Annotated in this window: 14 protein-coding genes; 11 read left to right on the forward strand and 3 right to left on the reverse strand. The window is 67.8% G+C overall.

Features of this window, described 5'->3' with window-relative positions:
* The first annotated feature begins 363 nt into the window (after positions 1–363).
* Positions 364–921 (forward strand): Fic family protein, encoded by a 558-nt coding sequence (locus tag Q4A20_RS10030; RefSeq protein WP_303122609.1) that lies wholly within the window; start codon positions 364–366, stop codon positions 919–921.
* 184 nt (positions 922–1,105) lie between these two features.
* Here the strand turns inward: Q4A20_RS10030 and Q4A20_RS10035 are convergent, their stop codons facing one another.
* On the reverse strand, positions 1,106–1,804 hold the full coding sequence (locus Q4A20_RS10035) for a sugar O-acetyltransferase (protein WP_303122610.1): 699 nt from the start codon (positions 1,802–1,804) through the stop codon (positions 1,106–1,108).
* Between the two features lie 388 nt (positions 1,805–2,192).
* On the opposite strand from Q4A20_RS10035, the gene Q4A20_RS10040 reads away from it, so the two are divergent.
* From Q4A20_RS10040 to Q4A20_RS10085, 10 genes are all read left to right on the forward strand, one after another.
* Positions 2,193–3,299: an iron-siderophore ABC transporter substrate-binding protein gene (locus tag Q4A20_RS10040; protein ID WP_303122611.1), complete on the forward strand. Its 1,107-nt coding sequence runs from the start codon at positions 2,193–2,195 to the stop codon at positions 3,297–3,299.
* A gap of 10 nt (positions 3,300–3,309) precedes the next feature.
* Positions 3,310–4,398, forward strand: coding sequence for an iron ABC transporter permease (locus tag Q4A20_RS10045; RefSeq protein WP_303122612.1), 1,089 nt, complete (start codon positions 3,310–3,312; stop codon positions 4,396–4,398).
* Positions 4,395–5,501: an iron chelate uptake ABC transporter family permease subunit gene (locus Q4A20_RS10050; RefSeq protein ID WP_303122613.1), complete on the forward strand. Its 1,107-nt coding sequence runs from the start codon at positions 4,395–4,397 to the stop codon at positions 5,499–5,501. Before Q4A20_RS10045 ends, Q4A20_RS10050 begins: the two co-directional genes overlap by 4 nt.
* The gene (locus Q4A20_RS10055; protein WP_303122614.1) at positions 5,498–6,451 is read left to right on the forward strand and encodes an ABC transporter ATP-binding protein; all 954 of its coding nucleotides are present in this window, start codon (positions 5,498–5,500) and stop codon (positions 6,449–6,451) included. The genes Q4A20_RS10050 and Q4A20_RS10055 overlap by 4 nt, the downstream gene beginning before the upstream one ends.
* Positions 6,448–7,458, forward strand: coding sequence for a siderophore-interacting protein (locus tag Q4A20_RS10060; protein ID WP_303122615.1), 1,011 nt, complete (start codon positions 6,448–6,450; stop codon positions 7,456–7,458). The genes Q4A20_RS10055 and Q4A20_RS10060 overlap by 4 nt, the downstream gene beginning before the upstream one ends.
* Before the next feature lie 109 nt (positions 7,459–7,567).
* The gene (locus tag Q4A20_RS10065) at positions 7,568–8,944 is read left to right on the forward strand and encodes an MFS transporter (protein WP_303122616.1); all 1,377 of its coding nucleotides are present in this window, start codon (positions 7,568–7,570) and stop codon (positions 8,942–8,944) included.
* Between the two features lie 11 nt (positions 8,945–8,955).
* On the forward strand, positions 8,956–10,104 hold the full coding sequence (locus Q4A20_RS10070) for a glycoside hydrolase family 105 protein (protein WP_303122617.1): 1,149 nt from the start codon (positions 8,956–8,958) through the stop codon (positions 10,102–10,104).
* Between the two features lie 143 nt (positions 10,105–10,247).
* Entirely contained in the window at positions 10,248–11,084 is an 837-nt protein-coding gene (gene kduI, locus Q4A20_RS10075; protein ID WP_303122618.1) for a 5-dehydro-4-deoxy-D-glucuronate isomerase, read from the forward strand.
* Positions 11,085–11,117: 33 nt separating this feature from the next.
* Positions 11,118–11,915: a gluconate 5-dehydrogenase gene (locus tag Q4A20_RS10080; protein WP_303122619.1), complete on the forward strand. Its 798-nt coding sequence runs from the start codon at positions 11,118–11,120 to the stop codon at positions 11,913–11,915.
* A gap of 102 nt (positions 11,916–12,017) precedes the next feature.
* On the forward strand, positions 12,018–12,821 hold the full coding sequence (locus tag Q4A20_RS10085; protein ID WP_303122620.1) for an IclR family transcriptional regulator: 804 nt from the start codon (positions 12,018–12,020) through the stop codon (positions 12,819–12,821).
* A gap of 544 nt (positions 12,822–13,365) precedes the next feature.
* Here the strand turns inward: Q4A20_RS10085 and Q4A20_RS10090 are convergent.
* Together Q4A20_RS10090 and Q4A20_RS10095 are read right to left on the reverse strand one after the other, a co-directional pair.
* A complete protein-coding gene (locus Q4A20_RS10090; RefSeq protein ID WP_303122621.1) occupies positions 13,366–15,123 on the reverse strand; it encodes a hypothetical protein in 1,758 nt (585 codons plus the stop codon).
* A 5-nt stretch (positions 15,124–15,128) separates the two neighbouring features.
* Positions 15,129–15,830 carry an ABC transporter ATP-binding protein gene (locus Q4A20_RS10095; protein ID WP_303122622.1) on the reverse strand — a complete coding sequence of 234 codons (702 nt, stop codon included), beginning with the start codon at positions 15,828–15,830 and terminating at the stop codon, positions 15,129–15,131.
* Between the last annotated feature and the right edge of the window lie 78 nt (positions 15,831–15,908).

Genomic DNA, 15,908 nt, shown 5'->3' on the forward strand with positions numbered 1-15,908 from the left:
ACGTCCTTGTACGCCCGAGCACGACCTGTGCTGGTCGAACACGTCCTCGTGAGCCCGAAACCCTCCCGAATGTGGAGGGTTTGGGGATGAAGAGGACGTTCTCGGCAAACCGGCACCTACCGAGTACGACCTCGTCAGCCCGAACACGTCCCCGCCAGCCCGACATCGACCTCATCCGCCCCCCCACGCACCGCAGCCCCGGCCGGAAGCCACCACACCCTCAAACCGGAAGAGCCCTTTTACCCTGAGACCTACGACCCCAGTACAGGGCAGGGGACTCTGCGTAACCTGTTCGACGAACGCGACCCCGCACTGCTTAGGGAATTGGAGTATACCGAGACTATCCAACGGCAGCGTGAGTTGATGTCAGGTCAGGTTGTCGTTCCCAGGACGTATGACGCCGGCCATGTGCGTGCGATCCACGGTTACCTGTTCCAGGACGTTTACGAGTGGGCCGGCCAGTACCGGAGCGTGAACGTGTCGAAGGACTTTTTCTCCTTCGCTGACGTCCGCACTGGCGAGATAGACCGGTACCTGGCTGACGTGCATCGTCTTATTGAAGGCACTAGTTGGATGAGGCTTGACCGTGACGGCTTCGCACGAGCCGGCGCCGAGGTCTTCGCCTACCTGAATCAGGCCCACCCATTCCGCGAAGGCAATGGTCGCACTTCCAAGGTGTGCATAGAGCATGTGGCTGAGCAGTCGCGCTTCACCCTCGACTTCAGCCGGGTGAGTCCCGAGGTGTGGAACCAGGCCTCCATGCTGTCAGGACCCGACCTGGGGCGCTACAAGCCTGTGCCGGATTCACTTGTGCCGGTTTTCCGTGTTATCGCTCAGCCACGCGCCACCGGCCCGTCAAATCCGTCAACGGACATGGGAAGATCAGCGGTCCGAGCCTCCTACCCACAGGTTGACGACTGAAGTGACGAGGTGGCTTTTCGGTGCTGCCCAGCAGCAGCGACCTAGTCGCCGGCCTGGCCGTGGCCAAGGATCCCAGGGTGTGGAGCGGTGAGCAGCAGCATCGGCTACGCGCGCGTGAGCACGCGCGAGCGGAACCCCGAGGTCCAGGAGGCCGAGCTGCGCACCGCAGGAGCGGTGCGAGCACTCAGGCGCCGTCGTCCCCCTCCCGCCTGCCAGGCAGGGGCAGCGTGCGCGGGGCCCGGTAGGACCAGTCGCGGTCGGCGTCGGTAATCTCGCGCAGTACCCGCGCCGGCACGCCTCCCGCCACCACCATCGGCGGCACATTGGCGCTCACGACGGCGCCCGCGGCGATCACTGAACCGCGTCCAATGGTCACGCCCGGCAGGATCGTCACGTTGCCGCCGACCCAAACATCATTCTCAATCACCACCGGAGCGGAGAACTGCTGACCGCGGTCGCGCATCTCCGGGTGGACGGGATGACCGGCAGTGGAGATCATCACGCGCGGGCCGAACATCACCCGGTTGCCGATGATCACCGGGGAGTCGTCGATGATCTGCAGTCCGGCATTGGCGTATACGGGCGATCCCACACGAGTGTGAATGCCGTAGGCGACGTGCAGGGGCGGCTCCACCCACACGTACTCCCCCACCTCGCCGAAGATCTCCTCCAGGAGTCGCCGCCGACCGGCGGAGTTGCGCGGCGAGGTGGCGTTGTACTCGGCGGCGAGCTCCTTGCCGTGGATGCGCTGCTCGGTCAGGGCTTCCAAGCCCGGTCCCTCATCCAGGTACAGCTCCTGGGCGTCCATGCGGCGACGCACCTCCGCCTCACGGGGGTCAACCTCCGCGTCCGTACCGGGGCCCCTGTGCTCTTGCTGGCTCATATTCGCTCCTTCGCGTCTCGGGTGGGGTGTTGGCTGTCGCGTAGCCTCCTAACCAACCTAAGCGATTCGTGGCGCTTCGTGTTTGAGGGTGTGGTGGTTGTCGGTGTTGAACGGGGGGCTCTGGAAGTCGGGTGTGCGGTAGTCCCGGGAGAGTGAACGAGGCGTACAGCTGCAGCCCGGGCTGCAGAACCATGCGGGCCCGCCCCGGCGACGCGCCCCCATCGGCCCGTAACTTCTACCGACCTCAGCACGTAACTTCCACCGACCTCGGCACAACCGACTGGGCATCCGGCAGTGGGGCATTACACGCATATCCCCCTATGAGCACAGCCTCACCTCAACTAATGTTCTCGCTGTTCATACAACTGCGACCGAAAGCGAGACCGCCGTGACCGTCTCACGTAAGTCCTTCTTGACGGCCGGCCTGGCCGTGCCCGCCGCCGCGATTCTGGCCGCCTGCGGCACTGACTCATCCAGCAGCAGCTCCGATGGCGCGAGCACCAGCGTCGCCGCACAGACCACCACCGATGAGATCACCGTTGAGCACGCCTTCGGCACCACCACCATCCCCGCCGGCGCCTCCCGTTTCACCGCGATCGCCTGGGGCAATCACGATGTTGCCCTGGCCCTGGACGTGATGCCCGCCGGCCTGTCACGCCAGGAATGGGGCGTGACCGACGGCTCCGGCATGCTGGAGTGGACCAAGCAGAAGGTCGATGAACTGGTGGCCGCCGGAGCCTCCAAGCCGGTCCTGTTCGACGACGGCGACGGCCTAGACTTCGAGGCCATCGCCGGCACCTCCCCTGACGTGATCCTGGCCGCCTACTCCGGCCTCAGCCAGGAGGACTACGACACCCTCACCAAGATCGCCCCCACCGTCGCCTACCCGGGTGTGCCCTGGGGCACCAAATGGCGGGAGATGATCCGCCTGGACTCCCAGGCCATGGGACTGGCGGAGAAAGGCGAAGCCCTGATCACGGACCTGGAGCAGCAGGTCGCCGACGCCGTTGCCCAGCACCCCCAGATCGCCGGTAAGTCCGCGGCCTTCTTCTACATGAGCGAGTCCGACACCTCCACCATCGGCTTCTACACCACCGCCGACCCCCGCACCGCCTTCATGACCGACCTGGGCATGACCATCCCCAAGTCGGTGCAGGCGGCCTCCGACGCCGACCCGGAGGTCTTCTTCAGCGACGTCTCCAGCGAGAACGCCGACCAGGTGGCCGATGTGGACATCATGATCATGTACGGGGAGGAATCCGCGCTGGCCACCCTCCAGGCCGACTCCCTGGTCGGTACGATCCCGGCGATCAAGAACGGTACGGTGGCCTTCGTCGGCAACGGCACACCGCTGTCGGCCTCCACCAACCCCGGCCCCCTGTCCATCCCGTGGGGCATCAAGGACTACGTCGCCCTGATCGCCGCCGCGGCCGACAAGGCCGGCTCCGCCACCGGCGCCGCCTCAGCGCCCGCATCCGCCTCCGCCGCCGGCTGAGCCTCCGCCCGTGACAACGCACGGCGCCGGCGTGCCGCCCGGGCCCCCGGGCGGCGCACCGGCCAACACTCTCGACTCCGCCGCTTCGGCTACCAGCCGGCCGCCCCGTATCCGCCGACCGCTGCTCGCACTGGGCATCGTCATCATCCTGCTCGGCCTCGCCATCGTGGCCTCGATCGCCTTCGGTGCGCGCGTGGTCGGCGTCGGGGAGATCCTGGATGGGCTGGCCGGGCGCGGTGGTGAACTCGGCGCACTGGCGGTGGCCGAACGGATTCCGCGCACGGCCACCGCCGTGACCGCGGGGGCGGCGCTGGGGCTGTCCGGCGCACTCATGCAGGCGATCACCCGCAACCCGATCGCCGATCCCGGCATTCTCGGCGTGAACACCGGCGCGTCCATGGCGATCGTCGCCGCCATCGCCTTCGTGCACATCTCCTCCCTGTGGGAGTACCTGTGGGTGGCGATGGCCGGGGCGTCCCTGACCGCCGTCGTCGTCTACGCGATCGGCTCGCTCGGCCCCGGCGGCACCACACCGGTCAAGCTGGCGCTGGCGGGGGTGGCCACGAGCGCCGCCCTGTCATCACTGATCAGCGCGATCATGCTGCCGCGTGCGGAGGGCCTGACCGACTTCCGCTTCTGGCAGGTCGGTTCGCTCGGCCGGGGCACCTGGGCGTCCCTGGTTACCGTCGCCCCGTTTCTGCTGGTTGCCGCCCTGCTGGCGGCCGCGGTGGCCAGGCCGCTGAACTCCCTGGCGCTGGGTGAGGAGATGGCCGTGGGGCTGGGGGTGAAGGTGGGGCGCACCCGTCTGCTGGCGGCGGCCGCGGGCGTGATCGCCTGCGCGACGACGACGGCGCTGGCCGGCCCGATCGGCTTCGTCGGATTGATGGTGCCGCATGCCGTGCGCATGCTGGTGGGGCCGGACAACCGCCTGCTGCTGCCGCTTTCGGCTCTGGGCGGGGCGGCGCTGCTGACCTTCGCGGACGTGCTGGGGCGGGTGATCGCCCGTCCCGGCGAGGTGAGTGTGGGGGTGGTTACCGCCTTCGTGGGCGCCCCGGTACTCATCGCCATTGCCCGCGGCGCGAAGGTGCGTGAACTGTGAGCGCCCCCGTCTACACGCCGTCCGAACCCGACTGCGCAACCGGCCTCACCGGGCAGGTCCGCGCCACGCCGAATCCGCAGCCCGGGTTCACCGTACCGGGCCGACGTCGTCGGCGACGCCGCTACCTGGCCGTCACGGCGGCACTGGCGGTTCTCGTAGTCGGCCTGTGGTGGGTGATGGTGCTGTCCGGCTCCACCTGGTACTCCCCCGCCGAGGTGATAGCCGTGATCGCAGGCCGAGACGTGCCCGGAGCCTCCTTCGCCGTCGGGCAGCTGCGCCTGCCCCGCGCCCTACTGGGGCTGCTGGCGGGTCTGGCTTTCGGCATGGCGGGCCGGACCTCGCAGACAATGCTGCGTAATCAGCTGGCCAGCCCGGACGTTATCGGCATCACCTCCGGCGCATCCATGGCGGCGGTGTTCGCGATCCTGGTGCTGGGCTGGTCCGGTATGCGGGTGAACCTGCTGGCGCTGGTGTGCGGACTGGGCACGGCCCTGGTCATCTACCTGCTGTCCGGGTCGGGCAGTACGCAGGGCGGGCGCCTGATCCTGATCGGTATCGGCGTCTCGGCCATGTTCTCCTCCGTGATCTCCTACTTGCAGCTCAAGGCGTCGATCTACTCCGTCACCGACGCCATGCGCTGGCTTTCGGGATCGCTGGGGGACGCGAGCTGGGTGCAGGTGCCGCTGCTGGGCGGCGCCGTCGCGGTGCTCGGCGGAGCGCTGCTGGCTTCGGGCCGGAACCTGACCGCGCTGTCACTGGGGGAGGAGACAGCCACCGGCCTGGGGGTGCCCGTGGCCCGCACCCGACTGCTGCTGCTGTTATCCACGGTGGCGCTGGCGGCCTTCGCCACGGCCGCCACCGGGCCGATCGCCTTCGTCGCCTTCCTGGCCGGGCCCATCACCGCCCGCCTGGTGGGGCGCACCGACCGGGCCCTACTGGCGCCGTCGGCACTGATGGGGGCCGCGATCGTGCTCGGTGCGGATCTGGCCGGTCAGTACTTGTTCCCCACGGCGCTGCCGGTCGGGGTGGTTACCGGGATCGTCGGCGCCCCCTACCTGCTGCTTCAACTCGTCCGCCTCAACCGGAAGGGAGCCTCCGCATGAGTCCCACCACATCTCGGGCCGATGCGGCAGCCGGTGCGGCGCCTGCGGCCACCACTAGCCCGCCGCCCTCACAACGAACCGAACCGGCCCGTACGGTCGGGCCGCCCGGCGCACAAGCGTCCGGACGCGCCGTCCCCCGCAACCTCAATACCCAGGAACTGCGGTCCGGGTACGGGCGGCGCACCGTCGTCGACGGCGTCGATATCACCATGCCCACGGGTGCGATCACGGTGATCGTGGGGGCGAACGCCTGCGGAAAGTCGACACTGCTGAAGACCATGGCGCGGATACTGGCGCCGACCTCCGGGTCGGTGCTGCTGGACGGCCGGGACGTCGCCACGATCCCGACCAAGCGCCTGGCCACCCGGCTCGGGCTGCTGCCGCAGCAGCCGATCGCGCCGGAGGGTATCGTCGTCGCCGATCTGGTGGGCCGCGCCCGCCACCCGCATCAGGGACTGTTCCGCTCCACCTCCGCCGCGGACCGGCGCATCGTGGAGGAGGCGCTGGTGGCCACCCGCACCGCCCAACTGGCCGACCGGAGCGTGGACGAGCTTTCGGGCGGACAACGCCAGCGGGTGTGGATCGCCATGGCACTGGCGCAGCGCACCGACGTGCTACTGCTGGACGAGCCCACCACCTTCCTGGACCTGACCCATCAGGTGGAGGTCCTGGATCTGCTCACGGACCTGAACCGCGAGCGCGGCACCACCATCGTCATGGTGCTGCACGACATCAACCTGGCCGCCCGCTACGCCGATCACGTCATCGCCATGCGTCAGGGGCAGGTGGTGGCCGCGGGCGCACCCGGGCAGGTGGTCAGCCCGTCCCTGATGCGGGAGGTGTTCGGCCTCGAAGCCGAGGTGATCACCGATCCGGTGTCGGCCACGCCGCTGGTGCTGCCCAAGGGGCGCCACCATGTGGTCGCGGCGGATACGGGGGCGGCGTCGTGAGCGCCGCGGCGGGGGCGTCTGCGTTCCGGTTCTTCCCGGTGCGGGTGGCACGGGTCGCGGATCTCACGCCGCATCTGCGGCGGGTGACCTTCATCGGGGAGGAGCTGGGAGACTTCGCCGATCCGGGCTGGGATCAGCGGATCAAGCTGGTGCTGCCGGCCGCGGACGGCGGCTATGCGCATCTGCCCACGGGCACGGACTGGTATGGGGCCTGGCGGGCCCTGCCGGCCGCTCGGCGCCCACCGATTCGCACCTATACCACGCGCGCGGTTCGCGCCGGGGAAGTGCTGGGCGTAGCCGGAGCGGGTGGGGCCGGGACGCCGCCTGCGCGGTCAGAGGTCCGGCGGGCGGGAACCGCCGGGGCCGAGGTCGACGTGGACATGGTGGTGCATGCGCCGCTGGGCCCGGCCGCCCAATGGCTGGAGGCCGCCCGCCCGGGCACGTCGGCGGTGCTGCTGGGGCCCTCACGCGCCTGGCTGAGTGCGCAACCGGACGGCACGCCGCCCGGCGGGGTGGACTTCGTGCCCCCGGCCATAACCGGCCGGTTCCTGATCGGCGGTGATGAGACGGCCGCCCCGGCGATCGCCAGAATCCTGGAGGACCTACCGAAGACGGCACGGGGTATCGCCGTCGTCGAACTGCCCACGGCGGCCGATGCCGCCTACCTGCCCGCACACCCCGGCCTTGAGGTACGAGCACTCGCACGCGACGGGGCCGCGCACGGGCAGCCGCTCGCGGCGGGCGTGAGACGGGCGGCGACCGAACTCATTCCGGAGGGAGAGCCGCAGGAGGTCGAGGAGATCGACGTCGACCGGGAGCTGCTGTGGGAGGTGCCGCGCACCGCACGCGGCGGGGCCGCGCTCAAGCGGGCGGACGTGTACGCATGGCTGGCCGGGGAGGCCAGTGCCGTGTGCAACCTGCGCCGCCACCTGGTCTCCGAGCGGGGCCTGGACCGCCGCGCAGTGGCCTTCATGGGCTACTGGCGCCAAGGCCGGGCCGAGGGCTGAGGTCGAAACTGATGATTGACCCGGGCCATGACCGGCTATTACAGTTGAAGTGGTGATACACGCGATTCACCATATGAAACAACCGAATGACTGACGGAAGGGGCGAGCAATGGCGCTTGCACCTGGGTCACCTGGCACCCATGAATCCGCGGCGGGCACCTCCGCCGCGCACGACGAGGAAGTCCGCGTCAACACGCGCCGGGCCGCAATGAGCGGCTGGATCGGGAGCGCACTGGAGTACTACGACTTCGCCCTATACTCCCAGGCCGCGGCGCTGGTGTTCCCCGCGGTCTTCTTCCCCGAGGGGAATGCGAGCGCCGCACTCATCGCCTCGCTGGCCACCTACGCGGTCGGCTACGTGGCCCGCCCCGTCGGCGCGATCGTGCTCGGCGCCCTGGGCGACCGTCACGGGCGCAAGCGAGTGCTGGTGTGGGCCATGCTGCTCATGGGCTTGTCCACCCTGATAGTCGGAATGCTGCCCACCTATCAGCAGATCGGGCTCCTGTCCCCCGCACTCCTGGTCTGCCTGCGGCTGGTGCAGGGATTCGCCGTCGCCGGCGAGTTGGGCGGTGCCAGTGCCATGATCGTCGAGCACACCCCGGATGAGAAACGCGGCTTCTTCGCCTCCTTCAGCCTTCAGGGCACCCAGTTCGGCTCCATACTCGCAACCGGCGTCATGCTGCCCCTGGCGGCGCTGCTGGGCGATGAGACCTTCACCGCCTGGGGCTGGCGCATCCCCTTCCTGCTCAGCGCCGTGGTGATCCTGGCCGGCTACCTCATCCGTAAACACGTGCAGGAGCCCCCCGCCTACCTGCTCAGCCGCGATGAGAACCGCTCGGTGCGTGAACGCTTCCCCGTCATTGAGCTGGTCACCCGCTACCCGCTGCTGACTCTGCGTTGCATCCTGATCATCTTCACCAATGTCATCGGCATGACCACACTCGTATTCGGTGTCTCCTACGGCACCAACGACGCCTACGGCATCGGTTTCACCAGCTCGGACATGCTGTGGGTGACCCTGATCGCGAACATCGTGGCCGTGTGCACCATCCCGGTCTTCGGCGCCCTGTCTGACCGGATCGGCCGCAAGACCTTCATGATCGCCGGCACGCTGGCCGGCGGCGCCCTGTCCGGCCTGTACCTGGTGGCCGTTCAGTCCCGCAACCTGACGATGGTGTTCGTCATGGTGATCATCGTGCAGGGCATCTGCTTCCAGATGTGGAACGCCACCTTCGCCACCTTCTTCCAGGAACAGTTCCCCATGCGCATCCGGGTGACCGGCTTCGCCGTCACCCAGAACATCGGACTCATGCTCGCCTCCTTCTTCCCCACCCTGTTCACCTCAATCGCCCCTCCGGGAACAGCCAACGTCCCCCTGGTGATCGGTGCCACCACCTTCGCCATCTGCCTGATCTCAGCGGTGGCGACGGCGCTGACCGCCGAGACCCGTGGACGCACACTCGCCGAACTTGAAACCACAAACTGAGGAGCACACCCATGGCACAGAAGATCTGGCCAGTCAAACAATCGAAGCTGCTGCGGGCACCGGAGCGATTCATCTCCCGCCCCGAACTCCACGAACTCATCGGGCGCCTGACCGACAACCTCATCAGTATCGAGGACCCCACCGGTGAGTTCCTGCTGCGGCTCGACGACGGCCGCGTGATCGACACCAAGGGCTGGGCAACCGGCTGGGAATGGACTCACGGCATCGGCCTGTACGGCATGTGGCAGTACTACGAGCAGACGGGCGAGGCCCGCATGCTCGACATCATCACTCATTGGTTCGAGGGTCGGCTCGCCGAGGGCACCACCAAGAACGTCAACACCATGGCCCCCTTCCTCACCCTGGCCAACCTCTACGAGCTGACGGGGCGCCGCTCCTACCTGCCGTGGCTGGAGTCGTGGGCCGAGTGGGCCATGCGCCAGATGCCGCGCACCCCGCACGGCGGCATGCAGCACATGACCCTGGCCGAGGAGAACCACCACCAGCTGTGGGACGACACCCTCATGATGACGGTGCTGCCCCTGACCCGCATCGGCCTGCTCCTGGGCCGCCCGCAGTACGTCCGGGAGGCGACCTTCCAGTTCCTGACCCACATCAACTACCTCACCGACCGGCGCACCGGACTGTGGTTCCACGGCTGGACCTTCGCCGGCGGCCACAACTTCGCCGAGGCCCGCTGGGCGCGAGGCAACTCCTGGATCACCATGGTGGTACCGGACTTCCTGCAGCTGGTCGACTGGCCCGCCCACCACCCCGTGCGCAGGCTCCTCCTTGAAACACTTCAGCGCCAGGTAGCCGCACTCGCCCCCCTGCAGGACGAGTCGGGCCTATGGCACACGCTACTGGATGACCCCGACTCCTACCTGGAGGCATCCGCAACCGCCGGCTTCGCCTACGGCATCCTCAAGGCCGTGCGGCTCGGTCACCTCGACCGCGCCGACTACGCGCCGATCGCGGAGCGCGCCGTCCGCGCGATCGTGGACAACATCAACGACGACGGCGAACTCATGCAGGTCTCCTTCGGCACCGGGATGGGCGACTCCCTCCAGTTCTACCGGGACATCCCGCGCACCTCGATGCCCTATGGCCAGGCCATGGCGATCCTGTGCCTGGCCGAGTACCTGCGCACCTACTACTGACGGAATTCAATCCGAACTACACCTGAATCAGACCTAACCCAGACCTGACCCAGACTTGACCCAGACCGACCTCAGGCCCGACCACAGGCGCATCACCGCCATTGACCCGAGCAACCGTTATCGCATTGAAGGAGCCAGACGCCATGGAACAGCGCTACGCCACCAACCCCGAGCAGATCCCCGGATTCGACACCCGGGATCTGCGCGACCGCTACCTGGTTGAGAAGGTATTCGTACCCGGTGAGGTGACGGCCGTCTACACCCACCAGGATCGGATCGTTCTGGGCGGTGCCGAGCCCGCCGGCCGCACCCTGACCCTGCCCGTCTTCGAAGAGCTGCGCTCGGACTTCTTCCTGCAGCGGCGCGAGATGGGCGTACTGAACGTGGGCGGCGACGGCGTCGTCACCGTGGACGGGACCGCCTACCAGATGCCGCCGACCGCCTGCCTTTACATCGGACGCGGCGCCCACGACGTCGTCTTCTCCGATGCCCGCCCCGATCAGGACCGCGGCGCACAGTTCTACCTGTTCTCAGCTCCCGCCCACGCGGACTACCCGACCACGCTGGCGCTCCCCGGCGACGGCACGGTGCGCGAACTCGGCGACCAGAGCACCTCCAACCGCCGCACGCTGACCCAGTACATCCACGAGGGCGGCATCCGCTCCTGCCAGGTGGTCATGGGCTTCACCCGGCTGCACGAGGGGTCCATGTGGAACACCATGCCGGCCCACACCCATGATCGCCGCACCGAGTGCTACCTGTACTTCGACGTTCCCCCGGACGCACGCGTCTTCCACATCATGGGCGAGCCGCAGCGCACCCGCCACCTGGTGGTCGCCGACCGGCAGGCCGTCATCTCGCCGTCCTGGTCACTGCACTGCGGGGTCGGCACCGCCGCCTACACTTTCGTGTGGGCAATGGCCGGTGAGAACCAGTTCTTCGACGACATGGACGCCCACCCGGTGACCGAGATCCTCTGACGCGCTTAGATGAGTGAGGGAGAGGAGCCTGTCATGTCTGAATCGATGTTCAGTCTCAAGGGCCGCACCGCCCTGGTGACCGGCGGGGTCTACGGCATCGGCTTCGCCATTGCCGAGGCGCTGGCCGAGGCGGGAGCGAGCATCGTCTTCAACGCCCGCTCCCAGGGGTCGGTGGACCGCGGCCTGGCGGCATATGGGGCGAAGAGGATTGACGCCCACGGCTACGTCTTCGACGTCACCGATGAGGCCGCCGTCGCCGACGCCGTCGCGCATATCGCGTCCGAGGTCGCCCCGATCGACGTCCTGGTCAACAATGCCGGCATCATCAGGCGCATCCCGATGACGCAGATGAGCGCCGCCGAGTTCCGGGAGGTGGTGGACATCGACCTCACCGGCCCGTTCATCATGGCCAAGGCGGTCCTCCCGACGATGATCGAGCGGGGCGGGGGCAAGATCATCAACATCTGCTCCATGATGTCCGAACTCGGCCGCGAAACCGTATCCGCCTACGCCGCCGCCAAGGGCGGGTTGAAGATGCTGACCCGCAACATCGCCTCCGAGTACGGGCAGTACAACATTCAGTGCAACGGCATCGGCCCGGGCTACATCGCCACGCCACAGACCGCCCCACTGCGCGAACGCCAGGAGGACGGCGCCCGCCACCCCTTCGACCAGTTCATCGTCGCCCGCACCCCCGCCGCCCGCTGGGGCGAGCCGGCGGACCTGGCCGGCCCGGCCGTCTTCCTCGCCTCGGCAGCCTCCGACTTCGTCAACGGGCAGGTCCTGTACGTCGACGGCGGCATCCTCGCCTACATCGGCAAGCAGCCCTGAATCGCGTACGCTCAGCGCCGTCGGCCCCTCACGGCCGGTAGGCTGGGGGCGTCTTGTTGCGTTGAACCGCGCACTCGGCCGTCGAACCGTTGGAGAAGCGCCATGTCCGCATCAGATCCGAAGCCCGTCCGGACCGGGCGCAAACCGGTGACGATCGCCTCGGTGGATAAGGCGCTTGCGGTGGTGGAGCACCTGCTCAACGTGGACTCCGAGGGCGTATCCCTGAGTAGGCTCGCCGTCGACACCGGCATCAACAAGTCGAGCCTGCACCACATCCTGGCCACGCTCAGGCAGCGCCGCTGGGTGGAGCAGGAAGACTCCGGAAAGTACCGGCTGGGTCCCATGACCGGCCGCATGGCCACCTGGTGGACGAGCGCGAACCAGGCCGCCTCCATGCTGCACCCGGTGCTGCTGGCGATCTGCGAGCGCACCCATGAACTGGTGCACCTGGGGCGGCTGCACGAGCGCGATGTCGTGTACCTGGACAAGGTGGAGCCGGATCGTCCGGTGCGGGTCTGGTCGCGCATCGGGCAGAGCGCCCCGGTGGCGACGACGGCCATGGGACGCGCCATTCTCGGCGCCCGCCGGCCGTCGGCCGCGGAGGTGGAGACCTGGGTGAGCCTGGTCGCCGAGGCGTCCGCACAGTTGCCCGGGAGACTGGCTGAGGAGATGCAGCGGGTGCGCTCCCACGGCTACGCCATTGACATCGGGGAGGACCGTCCAAGCCTGGCCTGCGTGGGCGTGCCGCTCGCCGTCGCCGGGGTGCCGGTGCTGGCCATCTCGGCAACCATGCCGGTTGAACGCGCGGATCTGCCGTACCTGCGCCGGATCGCACACGTCATCCACGAGTGCATCGCCGCCGCCGACGTTGAGGGCATCAGCGTGCCCGTGACCCTGACGGACTAGGTCGCGTTGTGTAAGTGGGTGGGGTGGTCGGCGTGCTGTGTGGGATGGGGTGAGGCCTTCGGGGTATCACGGGTGGTGTGAGAACAGAGCGTGGCACCGCCTAAGACCTCGGCTGTTGAGTGTAGATGTCTGTGCCCGTCATGACCTGACCGATGCCCAGTGGGGCTGCTTGCACCCTGGTTGGACCGCCCATGCCCCGTTGGACCGCCGTAGCCGCCGGTTACGGCGGTCCAACGAGGGAACGGGGATCCAACCGGGGGACAGCGGTCCAACCGGCGTAGCAGACGCCTCGGCCCGCCACACTCCCGACCAAGCCGGTCGGGTGCCGACTCCTTACTCGGATCGGATCAGAGCGTGTGGATCGGAATTCTCCGCTTGAACCGTCTGTAGAGCGTTCAAGACGGTCCACCCCTGGCGGGCACCCAGTGTTCATATCGCGGGAGGTGTATGGGTTGATGCTGGGTGTTTGGGCATAGAAGGGGGTGGCCCGGGCCGGTGAGGGTTTGTCGGCTCGGGCCACCTCTGGGTGGGTGGTGTGTGTTGGTTAGTTTCCGATGACTCCTGGGCGTCGTTGTTCGACGATGATGGCTGTGGTGAGCAGGAGGGCGGCGAGCGCGATGAGCCACATGAGGGCTGAGGTGGTGCTCAGGGCCTGGTCGGTGGTGGAGTTGGGTGTCAGGAGGTTGTTGACCAGGGCGCTGATGGTGCGTCTGCCGACTACCTGTTCCAGGACCGGGCTGCTGCTCTGGAGGAGGGGCTCGGCCAGCAGGAGCCAGCCGGCCACGCCGGCCAGGGCGGGGATGGGCCGGCGGATCAGGACGGCGGCCCCGATGACGCTGAGCTGGGCGAGGACGGCGCCCATCGGGGCGGCCACCAGCATCCGGGTCAGGCCGGCGGTGGCCAGGACGGCGCTGGTGCTGGTGAAGGCGGCCAGGACGGCAAGACCCGCCGCGATGGACACCAGGCTCACCACCGCCGCCTGGAGGCCGGCGTGGGCTGCGCTGGCGGTGATGACGGCGCCGCGACGCGGAAGAGCCGTGTATACCAGGGCCAGCTCACGGGTCTGGATCAGACGCAGGTAGGTCCACGAGCCGGTCAGGACGGTAAGCGGCAGGCAGAGCATGCCCCAGCCGCCGCTGACGGCCACGACCGCGGACTCGGTGTCACTGAAGGCACCGGAGGAGGTCACGGAGATCTCGAAGATGATCACCAGGCCGACGGCGATGGCAGCGTTGGCAACAGCGGTGATCACCGTCAGCAGCAGTGTGCGCCGCAGCGCGCCGTGGGCGCTCATACTAGCCCTAAGCCAGGCCAGGACATCGGCCAGCACACCCCTGCGGGACCTGGCACCAGTGGTGGGGGCAGGTCCTCCCGCCAGGTGGGAGCGGGCGCCACCGCCAGCCGCTGCCGCGCGCCTCGGGGCCGGCGCCGGGCGCGTCGGGGCTGCTGCGGCCGTGGCGGTAGGCGCGGAGGCGGTCGTGGGCGGGGTGGCGCTCAGAGCGGGTGCGGTCTGAGTGCTCAGGGCGACGGTGTGCAGGCCCCAGGGCCGTCCGGCCGGGTCGGCGGTACGCATCAGCAGGACGGTGGCGGCCGCACAGGTGAGGGCGGCCAGGCCCGCCAGCGGCACAAAGCCCCAGGTGTCAAAGGCAGGCAGGCCCATCTCGCCCCAGCCGCCGTACATCCACATCACAGCGACGGAATACGGGGCCAGGACCGCCCCGACAGTAGCAGGCACCAGGTTGCCCACAACGGTGAACAGCAGCTTCTCGATCACCTGGCTCCACAGGACCAGTCCCGTCGCCACCCACGCCAGCGACCTCAAATTGGCCAGGACGGCGACGCCAAAACCGAAGCACACCGCCAACGGGGGCAGCACCAGCAAGCGAGCGGCCATCGGGGCGGCGGCGGCCAGGGCGGCCGCGGCGTCGGGCCACCCACCCAACGGCATCAGGGCGCCGATCAGGGCCAGTGACCCCAGGGCGCTGACCTGAGCGGCAACAAGACAGGAGACGAGCTTGGCGGCCAGGATCGCACGCGGACGCGGACGGACCAGAACGATGCTGGCCAGCATGCCCTCACGCACGTCACCGGCCAGCACCACCACCGGCAGGGTGAACCACGCCAGACGACAAACCAGCTCATTGAAACTCAGTGCCGTGCTCACATAGGAGCCGGCCGAGGAGGAATACACCAGGGCCAGGTAGACATCCAGCAGGGCGCAGACGACCAACGCCCCGGCCAGCAGCAGGGCAGGCCACCGGTAGATGAAGAGCTTGTAGAACTCGCTGATAAGCAGTCGCATCACCATCACCGATCCTTGGGGGCCAGATGCTTGAAGAAAGCGTCTTCCAGGCTGCCCTCGGCCTCAAAGTCACTCAGACTGCCACTACCGGTGACACGCCCATCAGAGATCATGACCACGCGATCAGCCACCGCAGAGACCTCGGACAAGATATGAGAAGACAACAAAATACCCCGACCCTGGTCCCGCAACTGCCGCAGCAGGTCACGGAACCAGCGGATACCCTCAGGATCCAGCCCGTTGAGCGGCTCATCCAGCACAAGGTAGCGCGGATCACCCAGCAACGCCCCAGCCAGACCCAGACGCTGACGCATACCCAAAGACAACCGCGAAACACGCCGTTTAGCAGCGTAAGCCAGGTCCACCTGCTCCAACAGCACAGGAATACGCGAACGATCCAAGCCCCCCGCGATGGCCAACCAGGTCAGATACTGCGTCACCGTCTGACCCCCAGCGATCCACTGGGCATCAAGAATAGAACCGACAGTACGCATCGGCTCAGACAACCTCGCATAAGGAGCACCCTCAATAAGAGCCGTGCCCCGAGCCGGGCGCTCCAACCCCAGCAAAATACGCAACGTGGTGGACTTCCCCGACCCATTAGGCCCCAGGAAACCAACAATCTCACCGGCAGAAACCTCAAAAGACACATCACGCAACTCAAAACCCGAATAAGCCTGGCACACACCAGTCAGGACAATAGACATGACAAAACCCCCTTGATCGAAAACAACTCGGAGTGAGTGGAGATGAACCTGACTTCCATTCGGGCATTTCTTTCAGAT

The organism is Actinomyces sp., from assembly GCF_030530635.1.
In the GTDB taxonomy this organism is placed as follows: Bacteria; Actinomycetota; Actinomycetes; order Actinomycetales; family Actinomycetaceae; genus Actinomyces.